At 74.8% G+C, this 19,959-nt stretch carries 12 protein-coding genes; 8 read left to right on the top strand and 4 right to left on the bottom strand.

Annotated elements, in window-relative coordinates; all coding sequences use genetic code 11:
* Positions 1-107: 107 nt before the first annotated feature.
* A complete protein-coding gene (locus AB0O36_RS06755; protein WP_365105066.1) occupies positions 108-3,374 on the bottom strand; it encodes a TIM-barrel domain-containing protein in 3,267 nt (1,088 codons plus the stop codon).
* Between the two features lie 209 nt (positions 3,375-3,583).
* On the opposite strand from AB0O36_RS06755, the gene AB0O36_RS06760 reads away from it, so the two are divergent.
* The 4 genes from AB0O36_RS06760 (at position 3,584) to AB0O36_RS06775 (ending at position 10,060) form a co-directional block, all read left to right on the top strand.
* The gene (locus tag AB0O36_RS06760) at positions 3,584-3,835 is read left to right on the top strand and encodes an EF-hand domain-containing protein (protein ID WP_365105069.1); all 252 of its coding nucleotides are present in this window, start codon (positions 3,584-3,586) and stop codon (positions 3,833-3,835) included.
* Positions 3,836-3,970: 135 nt separating this feature from the next.
* The gene (locus AB0O36_RS06765; RefSeq protein WP_365105072.1) at positions 3,971-4,780 is read left to right on the top strand and encodes a VOC family protein; all 810 of its coding nucleotides are present in this window, start codon (positions 3,971-3,973) and stop codon (positions 4,778-4,780) included.
* Between the two features lie 420 nt (positions 4,781-5,200).
* Positions 5,201-6,961: a S8 family serine peptidase gene (locus AB0O36_RS06770; RefSeq protein ID WP_365105436.1), complete on the top strand. Its 1,761-nt coding sequence runs from the start codon at positions 5,201-5,203 to the stop codon at positions 6,959-6,961.
* 312 nt (positions 6,962-7,273) lie between these two features.
* Entirely contained in the window at positions 7,274-10,060 is a 2,787-nt protein-coding gene (locus AB0O36_RS06775) for a LuxR family transcriptional regulator (RefSeq protein WP_365105074.1), read from the top strand.
* A 44-nt stretch (positions 10,061-10,104) separates the two neighbouring features.
* Here AB0O36_RS06775 and AB0O36_RS06780 read toward each other — a convergent pair whose 3' ends face one another.
* Entirely contained in the window at positions 10,105-10,650 is a 546-nt protein-coding gene (locus AB0O36_RS06780) for an XRE family transcriptional regulator (protein WP_365105077.1), read from the bottom strand.
* Positions 10,651-10,804: 154 nt separating this feature from the next.
* Here AB0O36_RS06780 and AB0O36_RS06785 point away from each other — a divergent pair, with 154 nt between their 5' ends.
* Positions 10,805-11,296 carry a YbaK/EbsC family protein gene (locus tag AB0O36_RS06785; RefSeq protein ID WP_365105080.1) on the top strand — a complete coding sequence of 164 codons (492 nt, stop codon included), beginning with the start codon at positions 10,805-10,807 and terminating at the stop codon, positions 11,294-11,296.
* Complete coding sequence (locus tag AB0O36_RS06790; RefSeq protein WP_365105082.1) at positions 11,293-12,072, top strand: SDR family oxidoreductase; 780 nt, start codon at positions 11,293-11,295, stop codon at positions 12,070-12,072. Before AB0O36_RS06785 ends, AB0O36_RS06790 begins: the two co-directional genes overlap by 4 nt.
* A gap of 80 nt (positions 12,073-12,152) precedes the next feature.
* On the opposite strand, the gene AB0O36_RS06795 is transcribed toward AB0O36_RS06790, so the two are convergent.
* Both AB0O36_RS06795 and AB0O36_RS06800 read right to left on the bottom strand, forming a co-directional pair.
* Positions 12,153-12,821, bottom strand: a complete 669-nt coding sequence (locus AB0O36_RS06795; protein ID WP_365105085.1) for a DUF4360 domain-containing protein — start codon at positions 12,819-12,821, stop codon at positions 12,153-12,155.
* Positions 12,822-13,037: 216 nt separating this feature from the next.
* Positions 13,038-15,098, bottom strand: a complete 2,061-nt coding sequence (locus tag AB0O36_RS06800) for a SpoIIE family protein phosphatase (RefSeq protein ID WP_365105088.1) — start codon at positions 15,096-15,098, stop codon at positions 13,038-13,040.
* Positions 15,099-15,207: 109 nt separating this feature from the next.
* On the opposite strand from AB0O36_RS06800, the gene AB0O36_RS06805 reads away from it, so the two are divergent.
* Both AB0O36_RS06805 and AB0O36_RS06810 read left to right on the top strand, forming a co-directional pair.
* Positions 15,208-17,238 carry a SpoIIE family protein phosphatase gene (locus tag AB0O36_RS06805; protein ID WP_365105091.1) on the top strand — a complete coding sequence of 677 codons (2,031 nt, stop codon included), beginning with the start codon at positions 15,208-15,210 and terminating at the stop codon, positions 17,236-17,238.
* Between the two features lie 47 nt (positions 17,239-17,285).
* Positions 17,286-19,937: a SpoIIE family protein phosphatase gene (locus tag AB0O36_RS06810; RefSeq protein ID WP_365105439.1), complete on the top strand. Its 2,652-nt coding sequence runs from the start codon at positions 17,286-17,288 to the stop codon at positions 19,935-19,937.
* Positions 19,938-19,959: the final 22 nt, after the last annotated feature.

Consider the following 19,959-nt stretch of genomic DNA (forward strand, 5'->3'; position numbering starts at 1 on the left):
CACGCCTCCGGGGCCCTGGCGGGGACCCCGGAGGCGGACCGTGTGCGCGGCGGCCGGGCGTGCGGACGGTCAGCGGGTGCGGGACCGGTCGAGGGGTGCAGGACCGGTCAGGGCGTGAACGTCCAGCGCCGGTCGGCGGCACCGTTGCAGGTGGTCAGGGTCAGCGGGGTGCCGTTGCCGGTTCCCGGGCCGGCCGGGGCCAGGCAGCGGCCGCCGGAGCGCAGCGAGCCCTGGGGGCCCTGCTGCCAGGTCTGGGGCGCGCTGCCGTCGCAGGGCCGCACGGCGATGCGGGCGGCGGAGCCGTCGAGGCAGACGCCGGACAGGCCGGTGAGGCGGCCGTCGGGGTGCAGGGTCCAGCGCTGGTTGGGGCCTCCGTGGCAGGTGTAGAGGGTGGGTTCGGTGCCGGGGGTGGTGGCGCTGTGCGGGAGGTCGGCGCAGCTGCCGGACGCGGCGTTGACCAGGGTCGCGTCGGTGGGCGGGGGCATCGGGCGGCCGGTGGCGGTGATCTCGGCCGCGCTGGTCCAGGGGCCGCGTGAGCCCGCCTCGGTGAGGGCCCTGATCCGCAGGTAGCGGCCGGGGGTTGCGGCGAAGGAGACGTTCTTGACGGCGGCGGTGTCGGCGAAGGTTCCGGTCGCGACCGGGCTGCCCCAATCGGTGGTGCTGTCGGAGACGTACACCTCGTAGGCGCCGGCGCGGCCGTTGACCCCGCCGTCCTGCCGGGGCGTGTAGCCGATCCCGTCGACGGAGTGGCGGGCGCCGAGGTCGATCCGGAGCTCGTGCGGGAGCGGGGCGGCCGGGTTCGCGGACCAGGCGGTGTGCCAGAGGGTGGCCGGGTTCCCGTCGAAGGCGTTGGCCGCGGCCCCGTTCTCGGCGGCGGTCTCCTCGCTGTCGGCGTGTACGAGGCTCCACCCGGACTGCGGGAGGGCGGGCGAGCCGGGTACGGGTCCGGCCTCCGGGACGGCGGTGCCGGTGGCGGTGACGGTGAAGGGGCCGGAGCGGTCGCCGGCCTTGATCCACAGGATTCCGGAGCGGTCGGCCGGGTCGAAGTACCAGCCGGTCCGCGCGGCGTCGTAGGCGGACTTGGAGTCCAGTGCGGGCAGGGCCGCTCCGCCGGTGGTCACCGAGGTGGGGGCGGCGGCCACGTGCAGGCTGAACTCGTAGGCCCGGGAGGCGGGTTTGCCGGTGTAGTCGCCCTCCGCGGCGCCGACGGCGACGGTCACGGTGCCGCTGCCGGAGGCCGGGGCGGTGACGTCCACCCGCTGCCGGGAGAAGGCGCCGGACAGGTGGGCGCGGGTGATGCCGTCGTCCTCGTAGAGGGTGAAGGAGGAGCTGCCGCGCGGGTGGACGTCGTAGGTGAGGGTGGAGACGGGCTTCTCCCCGGTGTGGTTCATCTGCGGCCACATCGGCACGATGGCGCCGCCCTTGACGAAGAGGGGCAGGGTGTCGAGCTCCGCCTGGTAGCCGTTGAGCCAGCCGGGGCCGGTGTAGGTGCGGCCGGTCCAGTAGTCGGTCCAGGTGCCGGCGGGCAGGTAGATGCCGTCGCGGACGGTGGTGTCGGAGACCACGGGGGCGACCAGGAAGGAGTCGCCGGCCATGAACTGGCCGCTGGTGAGGTTGCCGCGGGCGACCGGGTCGTCGGGGTACTCCAGGACCAGGGCGCGGGTGGAGGGCACTCCGGTGTCGTGGGCGGTGCGGCTCATCGTGTAGAGGTAGGGCATCAGCCGCATCTTGAGCCGGAGGTACGTGCGGTTGATGGAGAGGTACGGCTCGGCGAACCGCCAGGGCTGCTTGTCCTGGTAGCCGGGCGCCGGGTTGGCGGCGCCCCAGCCGGACATGGTCATGAAGGCCGGGGTGAAGGCCTTCCACTGCAGGTCCCGTACGTACGTCCGCGGGCTGCCGCCGAAGATCCCGTCGACGTCCCCGGAGGCGTAGTTGAGGCCGGACAGGCCCGCCCCGGTGATGGCCGGGACGTGCCAGCGCATGTCGTCCCAGGTGCCGTGGGTGTCGCCGGTCCAGACGACGGCGTTGCGCTGGGTGCCGGCCCAGCCGTCGACCGTCCAGACGTAGCGGCGGGCGTCGGAGTTCCTCTCGATGCCGTCCACCGCCGCCTCCACCCCTTTGAACGCACCCCGGTAGCCGCCGCCGATCCAGGCCACGTCGGTCTTCACGCCGCGGGTGCCGGCGGTGCCGACCTCGTCGGCGATGTCCGCCAGGCCGGTGGAGGTCCACAGGCCGGTCCGGAAGCCCTTGGCCGCGAGGGCGTCCACCGTGGACTTCAGCGGGGCGGTGTAGCCACAGCCGTAGCCGTCGTTGGGGAGGAACCAGCCCGAGGGCATGTCCGCGGCGCGGGCGTCGGCGGCGTAGGAGACGACGTCGGGGGTGGTCTGGTGGCGGAGCCGGCCGTGGTCGCCCTGGTAGTCGGGACTGGAAGCGTTCCAGCAGTCCGCGTTGCCGAGTTCGAAGCCCCAGAGCGGGGCGAGGAAGGGTTTGCCGGTGACGTCGGTGTACCCGTCGAGCACGCCCTTGAGCGAGCCCGCGGTGAAGTACCAGGCGTCGAAGCGGGATTCGTCGTGGGTGAGGGCCGTGGGAGCGTCGAACGCGTAGGAGCCGGGGGCCCAGGTGTTGCGCATGACGCCGTATCCGTTGGTGGACATGTAGAAGGGGGCCGGGCTGGCGTTGTCGTTCTCGCGCCACCGGTTGTCGACGGCGACGGGCACGGTCTTCCCGCGCAGCGCCCACTCCCCCAGGCGCAGACCGGTTCCGTAGAACTGCTCGTCGGCGCCGCGGGCCAGGTACTGGGTGGTCCGGTTGCCGGTCCAGCTGGTGGGCCGGGTCTCCTGCCAGACCGGGGTGGTGTCGTCCGCCCGGTACACGGAGAACCGCAGGGGGGACTTGTCGACGCGGATCGACACGGCGGCGGTGGCGATCCGGTAGTGCGTGCCGGCGTCGGTGAGCGTGGCGGTGACCGGGCCGAAGTCGGTGGTGACGGCGAGGTCGGAGCCGGCCGGGTCGTCGGCGAAGGTGCCGTCGGGCGAGATCCGGATCCGGAAGACGTCGGCCCGGGCGAGGGCGACGCGGACCCTGGCCTTGGTGCTGGTGGTGAGCGTGAAGGTGTTCCCGGCACGGCTGATCCCGGTGGCGTTGCCGGCGGTCGCGGTGGCGGCGGCCGAGGCGGCCGGCGCGGGCGCCAGGGGGGTGGCGGCGAGGGCGAGGGCGAGCAGGCCGGCGAGGGCGAGCAGTGCCCCCGGGACCCGCCGTCGGATCCGCCGCGGGGGGCGTGGGGAGCGGGTGCCGCGCCGGTAGGGGGCGCGGTGCGCGAGGTGGATCCGGCGGGGGTGGTGGCCCGGCGCGGGTCGGCGTCGACGACGTGTCATGGGGCGGCTCCTCGGTGCGGTCCCGGACTTGTCATGCGCTCGGCAACATAGCGTGCCTGCACGCTCGGATGAAGGGAGATGCGCGAAAGAGGGCGATTCCTCGCACTATCGCGCACCCGATGAGGTCCGTCCGGCACCCCGGCGGCGGCCCGCGGGCCCGGGCGGGGCATGCTGGGGGCAGCCGGAACACGAACGGGCAGGGCGGAACGATGAGCGAAAAGGCCAGGAAGCTGTTCGAGGCGCTCGACCTCGACCACGACGGGAAGCTGACCCGGATCGAGGTGATCACGGCCCTGCGGAAGTTCGGTCCGACCCTCGCGGCCCACGGTGACCTGCCCTTCTGGGCGCTGGGGGACGCCGATGCGTCCTCCGCACTGTTCGACGCCGCCGACGGGAACGGGGACGCGGTGCTCACGTTCGAGGAGTTCGCCGCGGTCGTCGACCGGCGGTTCGGCTGGTAGCCCGGCCGCCCGCGCGTCGGGACGCTCCGTGACGGCAAAGGCGCGTACCGTCGTCCCCGATGTCTCCGGGGGGTTCCGGGCCCTCCCGGGGTGAGAGAATTCTTGAGACAGCCGAGGCGGATGGGGTTGACAGCCATGTCGACGTCTACCCATGAGGTGTTCGGTGCGCCGTGCTGGGTCAGCCTGATGACCCGCGATCTGGCCGCATCGGAGAAGTTCTACGGCGAGGTGCTCGGATGGGAGTTCCGTCCGACCAGGCTCGGCGAGTCCTTCCGTGTCGCCCTGCTGGAGGGCACACCGGTGGGCGGGATCGGGGGCATCGCCGAGAAGCTCTCCGCACCCGTGGTCTGGACGCCGTACTTCGCCGTGGACGACGCCGACGAGACCACCGCGCGGATCCGGGAGCGCAGCGGCACCGTGGCGGTCGGGCCCCTGACCTTCGGGACGGGCCGGGCGGCACTGGCCGCGGACCGCGAGGGGGCGGTGTTCGGCATCTGGGAGGGCGCGGCCATCCCCGACTGGCACGTGGGCCGGGTGAACGCCCCGGCCTGGCTGGAGCTGCGGACGCGGCAGGCGCTGGACTCGGCGATCTTCTACGGGGAGGTCCTCGACTGGGGGTGCGGCCGGGACGGCTGCTGCGAGACCTCCTTCGAGGACGACCACGTGGTGCTCCGGCACAGCGGGCACCCGGTGGCCCGCATCCGCGGCGGCGCCCTGGAGTCCGCGCCGGACCCCGCGATCCGGCCGCGCTGGCACGTCAACTTCCGGGTGGCCGGGCTCGACAAGACCGTGGAGACTGCGGTGTCGCTGGGCGGCACCCTGGTCAGCCGGGCGCCCGGCGAGGACGCCACGCACGCGACCCTGCGGGACCCCGACGGGGCGCTGTTCACCGTCGCGACGACCGTGGACGTGGATCCGTACGACCCGCCGGCCGCCACGGCCTGAAAGCACTGCTCCGACTCCGCCCCGCAGCAGGGCTGCGGCGTCGCGCGGTGTCGGAAACACATCGGACATACGCGTCCGCTATTCGGACACGTATGTCCGGCGTGTGAACTCTTCTCCGGGGTGAGGGCGCAGGGGCTCTCCACGGGATCACCAACTCACCTTTGCACGGCGTGAGTTGAGGAACGGGGAGGGTGGGGCGCCCCCGGGGGTGCGGGGGGCGGGAGGGGACCGGCAAGGGTTTTCCCCGTATCGGGTTCATCCCCGGTTTGCCTACTGTCTGCCCACCGGCGATCACTTCAGGCCGCGACACCGCGCCGGTACACCTCCCACACCGCACCAACCGGTCGCTCCGGCCCGTCCGGAAACGACCGCGAAGGGAAGACCGTGCACGCACCCAGACGGCTCATATCCGTCGTGGCGATGTCCGCCACCCTGCTCGGCGGTACCGTCACCACCTCGATGGCGCTGTCCCGTCCCGCCACCGCACCGGCCGGCGCCACCGCGGTCCCGCAGCCCGCCGCCCCGGTCGAGAACCTGATCGTCGGCTACAAGTCCGGTACGACCGAGGCGAGTTCCAACTCGGCCGCCGACGCGGACGCCAAGGCGAAGGGCAAGAAGGCCGGCGAGACCGTGGCCTTCGAGCGCCGCCTGGGCACCGGGGCCGCGCTCGTGGACCTCGGCGGCACGCTGGCGCCCGCCGAAGCGGCCGACGTGATGGCCCAGTTCCGTGCCGACCCGGACGTCGCCTACGTCGAGCCGGACACCCGTGCGTACGCGATGGCCACGCCCAACGACACCGAGTACGCCAAGCAGTGGGACCTCTTCGAGCCCACCGCCGGCATGAACGTCCCGGCGGCCTGGGACACCACCACCGGCACCGGCGTCACCGTCGCCGTCATCGACACCGGCTACGTCGCCCACTCGGACGTCGCCGCGAACATCGTGCCCGGCTACGACTTCATCACCAGCTCCAGCGCCGCCCGCGACGGCAACGGCCGCGACAGCAACCCGGCGGACGAGGGCGACTGGTCCGCGGCCGGCGAGTGCGGCACCGGATCCACGGCGAGCACCTCCTCGTGGCACGGCACGCACGTGGCCGGCACCATCGGCGCCGCCACCGGCAACGGCAAGGGCGTCGCCGGCATCTCCTACGGCGCGAAGATCCAGCCGGTGCGCGTGCTCGGCAAGTGCGGCGGCGCCACCTCCGACATCGTCGACGCCATCACCTGGGCGTCCGGCGGTTCGGTGCCCGGCGTCCCGGCCAACGCCACCCCGGCCAAGGTCATCAACATGAGCCTGGGCGGGTCGGGCACCTGCGGCACCAGCTACCAGAACGCCATCAACGCGGCCGTGACCCGCGGCACCACCGTCGTCGTGGCCGCCGGCAACAGCAACGCGGACGCCGCCGGATTCACCCCCGCCAGCTGCGGCAACGTCATCAGCGTCGCGGCGAGCAACCGCACCGGCGACCGCTCCTTCTACTCCAACTACGGCGCCTCCGTGGACATCGCCGCCCCGGGCGGTGAGACCCGCCGCGCCACCGACACGCCCGGCACCGTCACCACCCCCGAGAACGGCATCCTCTCCACGCTGAACTCCGGCACCAGCACCCCGGGCTCGGAGATCTACAAGCCGTACCAGGGCACCAGCATGGCCGCCCCGCACATCGCGGGTCTCGCCGCGCTGATGAAGTCGGCCAACTCCGGGCTGACCCCGGCCCAGATCGAGTCGGCCATCAAGAGCAACGCCCGTCCGCTGGCCGGCACCTGCACCGGCGGCTGCGGCGCCGGCCTGGCCGACGCGGCCAAGACCGTCGCGGCGGTCACCGGCCCGGTCACCCCGGCGTACGAGAACACCACCGACGTGGCGATCCCGGACAACGGCGGGGCCGTGACCTCCTCGATCACCGTCTCCGGCCGCACCGGCAACGCCCCGGCCGCGCTGAAGGTGAACGTGGACGTCAAGCACTCCTACCGCGGTGACCTGGTCATCGACCTGGTCGGCCCCGGCGGCGCCGTCAAGCGACTGAAGAGCTCCTCGAGCGACAGCGCCGACAACGTGATCACCACCTACACGGTCGACGCCTCCGCCTGGCCGGCCAACGGGACCTGGCAGCTGCGGGTCCAGGACGTCGCCGCCGCCGACACCGGCTACATCGACTCCTGGAGCCTGGGCTTCTGATCCCCGGCCCCATCCCCACCCCCCACCCCTGATTCACCCCCAGGGCGATTCGGGCCCCACCCCGGACCGCCACCCCCCACAGGTCCGGACCACCTGACCAATGGTCCGGACCAACACCCCCGCGGGCCTGCCGGAGCGTCATGTGACGGCAGGTCCGCGGGTCTTTTCCGGCTCCGGCCCCCCGACCGCCGGCCCCCCGCTGATTTCTGCGTCACACTCGGGTTCCGCTTCGGCCGTCACCTCGTATTCTCGCGCTCACAGGTTCACAGGTGAGGCACAGGATTCCGGGGAGCGAGAGGGTGGTGGCTGTGCGTGGCGGCGACGGGGAGCGCTGAGGCGACCGTCGGACACGGCGAACTGATCGAGGCGGTGGACCGCGCGCTGACCACGCGCGGCCGGGCGATCCTCACCGGTCCCACCGGATCGGGCAAGAGCACCCTGGCCGGGGTGGTGGCGGACGCCGCCGGACACCGCGGCCAGACCGTGCTCCGGCTGGCCCCCGAGGCCGCCGACCGGTGCATACCCGAGGGCTGTGCGGCGGCACTGCTGGCCGGTGTTCCCGGCAGCGTCCTGGACGGGCTGGCCGGACCGCAGCGGGCGGCGATCGCCCTGCTGCGCCGCGAGACCGACGCGCCGCGGGCCGGCCGAGACCACGTCGCGCTGCGCCTGGCGGTGGTGGAGGTGCTGCGGGCCCTGGCCGCCGCCGAGCCGGTGCTGCTGGTCGTCGACAACGCGCAGTGGCTGGACGAGGAGAGCGCCGCGCTGCTGCGGTTCGCGCTGCGGCTGACCCCGCCGGAGGTCCGGCTGCTCGCCGCGGAGTGCGCGCCGGGCGGGGCCCCGGTGGCGGAATCCCTGTGCGGCCCGGACACGCCCGTGCTGCGGGTGCCGCCGCTGGGCGCCGACGAGGTGGCCGAACTCCTCTCCCGGCGCGGCCTGCCGGCCCGGCTGGCCGGCCGGATCCACCAGGCCAGCGGCGGCAATCCGCGGCTGGCCCTGGCCCTGGGCCACTCGCTGGCCGAGGCCGGGGACGGCTGCGCCCACCACGCCGACACGCTGCCGGTGGCCGGCCCGGCCCGGGCGGTGACCGGGCGGCTGCTCGCGGAGGCGCCGGCCCGGGTCCGCGGCACCCTGCTGCTGGCCGCGCTGGCGGCCCGGCCCACCACGGCCCTGCTGCGGCGGGCCGGGCGGCCGGACGCGGAGGCCGAGCTCGCCGCGGCGGAGCGGGCCGCGCTGGTCACGGTGGCGCAGGACGGCACCGTGGAGTTCACCGCCGGGGCGCTGCCGGCCGCGCTGGCGGCGGACGCCGGCTGGCCGGAACGGGCAGCCGGGCACGCGGCGCTGGCCGAGGCGGTGGACGATCCGGTGCAGGCGGTACGGCACCGGGCCCTGGCGGTGGACCGGCCCGACGAGACACTGGCGGCCGAGATCACCGGGGCGGCGGCGGCCTGCCGGCGGCGCGGGAACCGGGCGCTGGCCGCCGAACTGGGCCTGCTCGCCGCCGAACGCACCCCGGTGGACCGGCCGCGGGACGAACTGGCCCGGCTGGTCGCGGCCGCGGAGGACGCGGGCTGGTCGGGGCGCGCCGACCTGGCCCGGCGTGCCGCGGAGGCGGTGCTGGAACGGGATGCGACGCCCGCCGACCGGGTGCGGGCCCGGCTTGCCGTGATCGACGCGGCCGGGCAGGCGCTGGCCGACCTCGACGAGACCTTCGCCCACGCCGCGGCCGACGCGGCCGGCGACCCCGCACTGCTGGCCGCCGTACGGCTGCGGGTGGCGTGGAAGCACAACCTGAGCGACGGGGACCCGGTGCGGTCGATGGCGGCCGCGGCGGAGGCCGGGGAGCTGGCGGCGGCCGGCGGGGACCGGGTGGCGGAGGCGATGGCCCTGACCGTACGCGCCCGGATGGGCCGGATCCTGGGCGATCCGGGGGCCGAGGACGTGCTCGCGGAAGCGCTGGCGCTGCCGGCGCCGGAGGTTCCGCTGGGGATGCGGAACGCCCCGCAGTACCTGGCGGTGCGGCACGCGCTGTTCGACGACCGGCTGGCGGACGCACGGGAGCAGCTGATGGTGCTGCTGCCCGCGGTGGAGCGCACCGGCTCCGCGGAGGACGTGTTCGAGGTGCTGCGCAGCCTCACCGAGGTGGAGCTGCGGGGCGGCCGGTGCGCGGCCGGGGCGGCGTGTGCGCGGCGGGCGTTGCGGCTGACCATCGAGGCGGGGCTGTCGCCGGGTCCGGCCTGGTACGTGGCGGCGATGGCGGAGTACACCGGCGGCAGCTTCACCCGGGCCGCCGGCTACGCCCGCCGGGGGGTACGGGCCTCGGAGGAGGAGCGCGACCAGGTGTTCCTGTCGCGGAGCCTGCACGCGCTGGGGCTGGTGGAGCTGGCGACCGGGGAGACCGTACGGGCGGTGGCGACGCTGCGCCGGGTGGCGGAGCTGGAGGCCGCGCAGCAGGTGGTGGACCCGTCGGTGCTGCGGTGGCACGGGGAGCTGGCGGAGGCGCTGGTCGCGGTGGACGCGCCGGGCGAGGCGGAGGAGCTGCTGGCCGGGGTGCGGCCGGCGGCCGTGGAGCTCGGGCGGGCGGGGGTGGTGGCCTCGCTGGACCGGGCGCGCGGGCTGCTGCTGTCGGCGGGCGGTGAGCCCGGAGCGGCGGTGGCACTGCTGGAGTCGACGGCGGAGGTCTTCGAGTCGCTCGGGCTGCCGTGGGAGCGGGGGCGGACGCTGCTGGCGCTGGGGCGGGTGGAACGGCGGCGCCGCCGCCGGGCCCCGGCCCGGGCGGCGCTGGAGGCCGCGGCCGAGGTGTTCGAGGCGGCCGGGGCGCTGCCGTGGGCCGCACTGGCGCGGGAGTCCGCGGTCGGCGGCTCCGGGCGGGGCACGGCCGGTCGGGGCGGGGCCGGGCCGGGTCCGGCGGCCGGCCACGGGGATCTCACCGAGGCCGAGATGCGGCTGGCGGTCCTGGTGGGGCAGGGGGCGAGCAACCAGGAGGCCGCGGCGAAGCTGTTCCTGAGCGTGAAGACGGTGGAGGCGCGGCTGACCCGCATCTACCAGAAGCTGGACGTGCGTTCGCGGTCCCAGCTGGCCACGGCCCTGCGCCGGCCCTGACCGGGCCGGCCGGGACCGGCCGCGCGCGTGCGCACCGACAGGCCCTAGTGCGGGTGGCGGACCACCAGGAGGGCTTCCACGTCACCCTCCGGCGCCCCGTACACGTGCGGGACGTCGGCCGGCCAGCTCGCGTGCGCGCCCGGGCCCACGGTCAGGGCGGGGGCGTGCGCCGGACCGACGCGGGCCCGGCCGGTGAGGACGATGATGTGCTCGGTGGTCCCGGGGGTGTGCGCGGCGGACTCCTGGGTGGAGCCGCCGCGGATCCGCATCCGGTAGGTCTCGGTGACCGCGGCGGCGTCCTCGAACCGCTCGGTGAGGACGGCGTCCACGGCCCGGCCGGAGACCTCCGCGGAAGATCCGTCCGGGTGCCCCGGGGAGGCGGCGTGCAGCACGCCGCTCAGCGGCACGCCGAGCGCGGTCGTGAGTGCGTAGAGGGTTTCGAGGGTCGGGTTGCGGCGCCCGCTCTCCAGCTCGGACAGGGTTCCCTTGCCGACCCCGGAGCGGCGGGCCAGCTCGGACAGCGAGATCCGGCGCGCTTCCCGCTGAGCCCGCAGCCGTGATCCGACTCGGGCGGCCAGGTCCCCGTCCATGATGTCCGCCCCTCCGCCCGTTCCCCGGTATCCGGTTGATCCGCCGCCCCCCGCGGCCTATCGTTCCACATACAGAACGTTCTGTATACGGAACGGCCCGTTGGTGCGGCCCGTTGGTGCGGCCCGTTGGTGCGGCCCGGCACGGAGGAGACAGATGGAGTCCCGGAACAGCTCACCCCTGCCCGACCGGTGCGTGCCGGTGGCCGAGGCCCTCGCCGCGGCCGGCCTGCCGGACCGGGTGCGCGTGCTCGACGAGTCCGCCCGTACGGCCGCCGAGGCTGCGGCGGCCCTCGGGTGCGAGGTGGGCGCCATCGCCAACAGCCTGGTGTTCCTCTCGGGCGGAGAGCCCGTGCTCGTGCTGACGAGCGGCGGGCACCGGGTCGACACGGCCGCGCTCGCCGCGCGGTGGGGCCGAGCCGGGCTCCGCCGGGCCACGCCCGAAGAGGTGCGCCGGGCCACCGGGCAGGCGATCGGGGGCGTGGCCCCCGTGGGCCACCCCCGGCGACTGCCCACCGTGGTCGACGAGGCGCTCACCGGCCACGACCGGATCTGGGCCGCGGCCGGCACCCCGCACACGGTGTTCCCGACCACCGCGGCCGAGCTGCTCCGCCTCACCGGCGGCCGCCTGCTGCCCGTCGGCCCGTGACGAGCCGGTCCGCGGGCCCGGGGACGGACCTGACCGGGCAGGTGGCGGTGGTCACGGGCGGCTCGGCCGGACTGGGGCAGGCCATCGCCGAGGGCCTCGCGGCCGTCGGCTGCACGGTGGTGGTGACCGGGCGGCGGGCCCCGGCGTGCCGGGCCGCCGCGGCCCGGATCGCCGCCCGGACGGGCGGCTCCGCCCTGGGGCTGGCCTGCGACGTCACCGACGAGGCCGGGACGCGCCGCCTGGTGGACACCGTCCTGGCCGGGTACGGACGCCTGGACGTGCTCGTGACCAGCGCCGGGATCCAGGCCCGCGGAGAGCTGGAGGCCCTCGATGCGGACACCTTGCGGCACTGTCTGGACGTGAACGTGGTCGGTACGTTCCTGGCCTGCCAGGCCGTCGTACCGGCCATGCGGGACGCCGGGTACGGCCGCATCGTCACCCTCGCCAGCGCACTCGGGCTCGTCGGGGCCGCGGGCCGGGCCGGCTACGCGGCGAGCAAGGGTGCGGTGGTCCAGCTCACCCGCAGCCTCGGGGCCGAACTCGCGGGCACGGGCATCTGCGTGAACGCGCTGGCTCCCGGGCCGTTCCTGACGCCGATGAACGAAGGCGCCCAGGACGATCCGCGCGTGCGGGAGTTCCTCGACCACCGGGTGCCGATGGGACGCTGGGCCGAGCCCGGCGAACTCGTCGGCGCGGCGCTGCTGCCGGCCTCGCCCCAGGCCTCGTACCTCACGGGCGCCGTCCTGCCGGTGGACGGGGGCTGGACCGCCCACTGAGCACGACCCGCCCCTCCACCCGGGGCCGGCCGGTCGGGGGGGGCGGAAGCCGTGGACCCCCGCCCCCGCGGCGGGCGCGCCTACTTGTGGAGGGGTACCGGGGGGCATTCCTTCCAGGCGAAGTGGTAGACGGTGCTGAAGGTGCCGTCGGTGGAGTCCATCGCCATGAAGCTGGTGGTGCTGGTGGTGTCGGAGGTGCCCGTGTCCACCCGGAGTTCGGTGTTGATGTTGAAGTTTCGCTTCTCGCCGCACGGGGCGAACGCCAGGGACTCCACCGGAGTGGCGTCGGTGACCTGCCAGTTGCCCTGGAAGGGGCCGTGGAAGGTGTGGCTGCGCCGCGAGGTGCCCGACATTCCCTGGAAGTAGTAGCCGGCCTGCTGGACGCCGTTCGCCCGGTCCTGGAGGCTGGCGAAGCCGCGGTAGTCGACCTTGGCGATGGCGTAGGTGTAGCCCTGGGGGACGTTCACCCGGAGGCCCAGCTGGCAGTTCTTGCGGAACTCGGTGGGCTGGGCGCCGAACCCGGCCTGGGCGAGGTACTCGCTGTAGGTGACGGTGAAGGCGGAGTTGTCCGGTGATACGTCCACGGTCGCACTGCCGGGGCGGCAGCCGGAGCCGTTGACGGTGGCGAGGTCGATGGTGACCCGGCCGGCGGGGTCGTCGGCGGGCCGGGGCACGGCCGTCGCGGGGGCGAGGGCGGCTGCTGCGACGAGGGCGGTGGCCGCGCCACCGATGAACACCGATCTGAACACGGGGTGCCTTGCCTTTCGTGCTGTGCGCTGGGGGCCGTACGGACCCTCCGGGCGTACTACAGCATGATGTGACTTATCGTCACGGGTTCCATGCCGGGCGAGCGGCCCCGACCACCCGCATGGACCTGACCGCCCGCACGAGCCTGACCGCCCGCATGAGCCTGACCGCCCGCACGGGCCTGATCACCCCCGCCGGCCTGATCGCCCGCACGGCCCTCAGGCCAGCGGGCGGGCAAGGAGGAGGGCCACGTCGTCCTGGACCGGGGCGACCGGAAGGCGGTCCAGGACCGCGTCGCAGACGGCCTCCAGCGGGAGGCCGGGCCGGCCGAGGGCGTCGGCGAGCAGGCGCAGGCCCTCGTCGAGGTCGCGCTGCCGGGACTCGATCAGCCCGTCCGTGTAGAGGGCGAGCATGCTGCCCGGCGGCAGCGGGACGTGCTCGGACCGGAAGCGGCCGCCGCCCGCGCCCAGCGGCGGACCGGGCGGGTGGCCGTCCAGGAAGGCCACCCGGCCGTCCGGGGTGACCACGGCCGGCGGGGGGTGCCCGGCCCGGGCGATCTCGATGCCCCCGGTCGCCGGGTCGTGGACCGCGTACACGCAGGTGGCCATCTCGTCCTCGCCCAGCTCGGCGACGGTGTCGTCGAGCGACCGGAGCATCCGGTCCGGCGGGACGTCGTACCGGGCCAGGGTCCGGACGGCGGTGCGCAGCTGGCCCATCACGGCGGCGGCGTGGATGCCGTGGCCCATGACGTCGCCGATGACCAGGCCGGTCCGGCCGCCGGGCAGGCTGATCGCGTCGTACCAGTCGCCGCCGACGTCGTGGACGCTGGCCGGGAGGTAGCGGCCGGTCAGGGCGAGGCCGGGGACGTCCGGCAGGGTGTTGTTGGTGAGGCTGCGCTGGAGGGTGAGGGCCGCCTCGCGCTGCCCGGTGAACATGCGGGCGTTGTCGATGTTGAGGGCGGCGCGGGCGACGAGTTCGTCGATGAGCAGGCAGTCCTGTTCGTCGAAGGGCTCACGGCTGGTCAGCCGCATGACCGCGACCGCGCCGATCGCCCGGCCGCGGGCGACCAGCGGGATCAGCCGGGCGGACCCGATCCGGGTGCCGAGGTAGCCGCGCAGGGCCTCGGCGCGTGGTTCGGTGATCAGGGCGGGGATGTCGGCGTGGGTCAGGGTCATCGGGCGGCCCTCGGCGATGCCCCGCTCGTAGACCGAGCCGCGCGGGATCTGGAAGGTCATCCCCGGGAGCAGCTTCGCGGTGGGCGCGTCGGAGTCGGGGAAGGCCGCGGCGAGCCGGCGGATCAGCCCGGGCCGGCCGGCGCCCGCCTCGTCGGGGGCGATGACCTCCTCCAGGATCTGCACGTCGGCGGAGTCGGCGAGACCGGGCACCAGGACCTGGACGATCTCCCGGGCGGTCTGCTGCAGGTCCAGGGTGGTGCCGATGCGGGTGCCGGCCTCGGCGAGCAGGGCCAGCCGGTGGCGCGCCCGGTCGGCCTCGACCAGGGCCTGCTGGCCCTCGGTGATGTCGATGAGGGAGGCGATCAGGCCGAGGGTGCGGCCGGCGCTGTCCCGCAGCGGCGCGTAGGAGCAGGACCAGGTGTGGTCCCGGCCGGGGTCGGCGGGGGTGCGGCCGGTGCGGCGGGTGTCGATGACGGGCGCACCCTGGTCGAGGGCGCGCTGCATCATCGCCTCCAGGGCGGTGGCGTTGACCCCGGGCACCACTTCGCTCAGGCGGCGGCCCAGGTGGTTGCGGGCGGAGACGCCGTTCATCCGGGCCAGGGCCTCGTTGACGCGGAGGAAGCGCAGGTCGGTGCCGAGGGTGGCCAGGCCGATCGGCGACTGGGTGAAGAGGGACTCCAGTGCGGCGAGGGAGTCCCGCATGCGCAGGACCTCGGAGGTCTCCACGGCGATCAGCAGCGCGCCGGAGCGGCCCGCCGCGTCGGCGGCCGGCAGGATCCACATCTCCATGGTCACCGGGTGGCCGTCCCGGTGGCGTACCGAGAGCGTGCCGCCGACGGTCTCGCCGGACTGGACCCGGCGGGTCAGTTCCTCGGCGAGCTCCCGGTTCCCGTCGGGGACCAGCACGCCGGCGGCGGGACGGCCCAGGACCTCGTCCGGGGTGTGGCCGAGCAGCTCCTGCGCGGCGAGCGACCACTCCACGACCCGGCCCTCTGCGTCCTCCCGCCAGAGGGCGATCGGGAGCAGGTCTTCGAGCACGCCCGCGTACCCCACGCTTCGCTGGGGTTGCTCCGGCGCCTCGCTCGCCCACTGATGTGTGTCCAAGGCAACGACCTCACCCCGGGGGGTACATTTCGCTCAAAACACCCTATCGGAGACCCGTGCGGGTGGCTCCCACAGGGCCTGGACGCCCCCCACGAGGCAGCATGGAGGGGTGACCGAATCGCCGGAGCCGAGGGGCCTGCTCGACGTCCTCGGCGTGGCTGCCGTCGTACTGGACTCGGAGGGGCGGATCCGGTTCTGGAGTCCCGACGCCGAGCGCCTGTTCGGCTGGAGCTCGGCCGAGGCGCTGGGCAAGTTCGCCGCCCGGCTGCTGGTCCGCGAGGAACACCGGGACCTGGTCATCAGGCTCTTCGCCGACGTCCTGGTGACCGGCGAGAGCTGGGCGGGGGCCTTCCCCGTGCGGCACAAGGACGGTTCCACCCGGATGGTCGAATTCCGCAACATGCGGCTGACGGACACCTTCGGCGACCTCTACGCCCTGGGCATCGCCGCCGACCACGCCACCGTCCAGCAGGTGGAGACCGATCTGGCACTGTCCGAGCGGCTGGTCTCGCAGTCGCCCATCGGGCTGGCCCTGCTCGACACCGAACTGCGGTACGTGCTGGTCAACCCGGCCCTGGAGCGGATCAACGGGATCCCGGCCGAGCAGCACATCGGCAACCGGATCCGGGACATGCTGCCCTTCCTCGACGTGGAGATGCTGGAGGGGACGGTGCAGCGGGTGCTGACCACCGGGGTGCCGCTGCTGGACCAGTTCACCGTCGGCCGCACCCCCGCCGACCCGGACGAGGACCACGCCTGGTCGGTCTCCTACTACCGGCTGGAGAGCCCGCACGGACGGGTGCTCGGCGTCGGCATCTCGGTCATCGACGTCACCGAGCGGCACCGGTCCGCCCAGGCGGCGGACCGCGCCCGGCGGCGCCTGGCGGTCATCGCCGACGCCTCGGCCCGGGTCGGCACCACCCTGGAGGTGGACCGGACGGCACACGAGCTGGCCGAGGTCGTGGTGCCCGACCTCGCCGACATCGCCGCGGTCGACGTGCTCGACTCGGCGCTGTCCTGCCGCCGCCCCGGGGCCCCGGAGACCGGTCCGGAGCTGTTCCGGGCCCTGGCCGTCGAAGCGGCGTACCCGACCGAGGCGCTGGACGCCGCCGACCCGGCCGGCGAGCTCACCATGTACGGCGAGGACCGCCTCGTCACCCGCTGCGTGCACACCGCCCAGCCGGTGATCGTCCCCCGCGTCGGCGCCGAGGACCTGAGACGCATCGCCCGCAGCGCCAAGGCCGCGGAGCAGCTGAAGCGGGCGGGGGTGCACTCGTACCTGGCGGTCCCGCTGATCGCACGGGGCGAGGTGCTGGGCGCGCTGGACCTCAAGCGGGCCCGCAACCCGCTGCCGTTCGACGAGGACGACGTCCTGACCGCCACCGAACTCGCCGCGCGCGCCGCCGTCAGCATCGACAACGCCCGCTGGTACCAGAGCGTCCGCAACTCCGCCGTCACCCTGCAGCGGAGCCTGCTGCCGGGCCTCCCCCCGCACCCGCCCGGCCTGGAGATCGCCTCCCGCTACCATCCCGCGCACGGCTCCAGCGAGGTCGGCGGCGACTGGTACGACGTGATCCCGCTGGCCGGGGACAAGACCGCCCTGGTGGTCGGGGACGTGATGGGCAGCGGCATCGACGCCGCCGCGACGATGGGACGGCTGCGGACGGCCACCAACGCCTTCGCGGACCTCGACCTCGATCCGGCGGAGGTCCTCCGGCACCTGGACCGGATCACCGGAGGGCTGGAGCACTACATCGCGACCTGCCTGTACGCCGTCTACGACCCGGGGCGCGCACAGCTCCGCTTCGCCAACGCGGGGCACCTGCCGCCCGCGGTGCTGCGCGCCGGCGGCCGGGTCGGGCTGGTGGAACTGCCCACCGGAGCCCCGCTGGGGGTCGGCGGGGTCCCCTTCGAGACCACCGCCGTGCCCTTCGGCCGCGGGGACCAGCTGGTGCTGTACACCGACGGACTGGTGGAGACCCGGCACGACCCGATCGACGAGCGGCTGGCGGCGCTGGTCGCCCTGCTGGACGACCCGGCCAGACCGCTGGAGGAGACCTGCGACGTGCTGCTCGACCGGCTGCGGCGCCCCGAGGAGACCGATGACGTCGCCCTGCTGATCGCCCGGAGCCTGCCGTGAGTCCCCGCGCGTGGGCGCGCACCGTGTCCGGGCAGGTCTTCGCCCTGATGGCGGTGATCGTGGTGCTGCTGGTCGCGGTGGCCGCCACGGCACTGGTCCTGCAGGCCCAGAACGACAGCCAGCGCGACGCCCGCAACCGGTCGCTGGCCGCGGCGGAGGCGTTCGCGCAGGCGCCGGGGCTGGAGCAGGCGCTGCGCTCGCCCGATCCCACCGCGCTGCTCCAGCCCCGGGCCGAGGCCGCGCGGCGCGCCTCCGGGCTGGACTTCGTCGCCGTGATGAACGTGCAGGGCATCCGGTACACCGACCCGCTGCCCAGCCTGATCGGCAAACGCGCCTCGGGGAACATCGCCCGGGCGGCGGCCGGCGAGTCCTTCACCGAGGTGTTCCACGGCGAGCCCAGTGACGCGGTCCGCGCCGTGGTCCCGGTGCGCGCCGCGGACGGCACCGTCATCGGCCTGGTCGGCACCGGGATAGAGATCCAGAACGTCGGCAACGCGGTCCAGGACCAGCTGCCGCTGCTGCTCGGCGCGGCCGCGGGCGCCCTGATCGTCGGCACGGCCGGCACCGCGCTGGTCACCAAGCGGCTGCGGCGGCAGACCCGGGGCCTGGGACCCGTCGAACTGAGCCGGATGAACGAGCACCACGAGGCGGTGCTGCACGCGGTCCGCGAAGGCGTGCTGATCATCGGCGCGGACGGCCGGCTGCAGCTGGCCAACGACGAGGCGCGGCGGCTGCTGGACCTGCCGCCGGAGGCCGAGCAGCAGCCGGTCGGCCGGCTCGGCCTGCCGCCGGCGATCGGCGGGCTGCTGGCGTCCGGACGGACGGCGACGGACGAGGTGCACCTGGCCGGCGACCGGCTGCTGGCCGTGAACGTGCGGGCCACCCAGTACCGGGGCGAGCACACCGGCACGGTGGCCACCCTGCGCGACTCCACCGAGCTGGCCGCGCTCGCGGGCCGGTCCGAGGTGGCGCGCAGCCGGCTGCAGCTGCTGTACGACGCCGGGGTCCGGATCGGCACCACCCTGGACGTCGTACGGACCGCGGAGGAGCTGTCGGAGGTGGCGGTCCCCAGGTTCGCCGACTTCGTCACGGTGGAGCTGCTGGACCCGGTGCTGCGCGGCGAGGAGCCCTCGGGGTCGCACACGGAGATGCGGCGCACCGCGCTGTGCGGAGTGCGCCCCGATCCCCCGCTGCAGCCGGTGGGCGACCTGATCCGGTTCGTGGTGCCGAGCACCCCCATGGCGGCGGCCCTGGAGCTGGGCCGCGCGGTGCACGAGGCCGACCTGACGACCGCGCCGGGCTGGATGGCGCAGGACCCGGAGGGTGCCGCGGAGGCCCTGGCGTACGGGATCCATTCGCTGATCGCGGTGCCGCTGCAGGCGCGGGGCGTGGTGCTGGGGATGGCGAACTTCTGGCGGGCCGACACCCCGGACGCGTACGGGGAGGAGGACCTGTCCTTCGCCGAGGAGCTCGCGGCGCGGGCCGGGGTGTCCATCGACAACGCACGCCGGTTCACCCGGGAACACACCATGGCGGTCACGCTGCAGCGCAGCCTGCTGCCGCGGGTGCTGCCGGAGCAGAACGCGGTGGAGGTGGCGTACCGGTACCTGCCGGCGAAGGCGGGGGTCGGCGGCGACTGGTTCGACGTGATCCCGCTGCCGGGGGCGCGGGTGGCGCTGGTGGTCGGCGACGTGGTCGGGCACGGGCTGCACGCGGCGGCCACGATGGGCCGGCTGCGGACGGCGGTGCACAACTTCTCCACCCTGGACCTGCCGCCCGAGGAGCTGCTGGGACACCTCGACGAGCTGGTCGGGCGGATCGACATGGACCAGGCGGAGGCCCGGGAGGGGCCCGGCATCACCGGAGCCACCTGCCTGTACGCCGTCTACGACCCGGCGTCCGGGCAGTGCTCGGTCGCCCGGGCCGGGCACCCCGGGCCGGCGCTGGTGCACCCGGACGGACGGGTGGAGTTCCCGGAGGTGCCGGCCGGGCTGCCGCTGGGGCTGGGCGGGATGCCGTACGAGTCGGCGGTGCTGGAGCTGGCGGAGGCGAGCCGGCTGGTGCTGTTCACCGACGGGCTGCTGGAGGACCGGGACCGCGATCTGGAGAGCGGGCTGGGACTGCTGCACGGGGCCCTGTCCCGGGCCGGCCGCAGCCCCGAGGAGACCTGCGTGGACGTGCTGGACGCACTGCTGTTCCCGGCGCCGAGCGACGACATCGCACTGCTGGTGGCCGGGACGCGGCTGCTGGCGTCGGACCAGGTCGCGGAATGGGAGGTGCGGGCGGATCCGGCGGAGGTGTCCCGGGTGCGGAACGCGGCCTCGGCGCAGCTGACCCAGTGGGGGCTGGACGAGGTGGCGTTCACCTCGGAGCTGATCCTCAGCGAGCTGATCACGAACGCGATCCGGTACGGGGCGGAGCCGATCAGGGTCCGGCTGCTCCGGGACCGGGTGCTGACCTGCGAGGTCTGGGACAGCAGCAGCACGGCGCCGCACCTGCGGTACGCGGCGAGCACCGACGAGGGCGGGCGCGGGCTGTTCCTGGTGGCGCAGATGGCCGAGCGGTGGGGCACCCGCTACACGGGGCGGGGCAAGGTCATCTGGGCGGAGCTCGCCCTCACCGGCGCGGCCGCGGCCGCCCCGGTGGTCCCGGGCCTGGCCGGCCTGAGCCTGGACGACCTGGAGGACCTCGCCTGGTGACCGGCGGTGCGGGGCTTGACGA

Source organism: Streptomyces sp. NPDC089799, from assembly GCF_040684755.1.
Classification (GTDB): Bacteria; Actinomycetota; Actinomycetes; order Streptomycetales; family Streptomycetaceae; genus Streptomyces.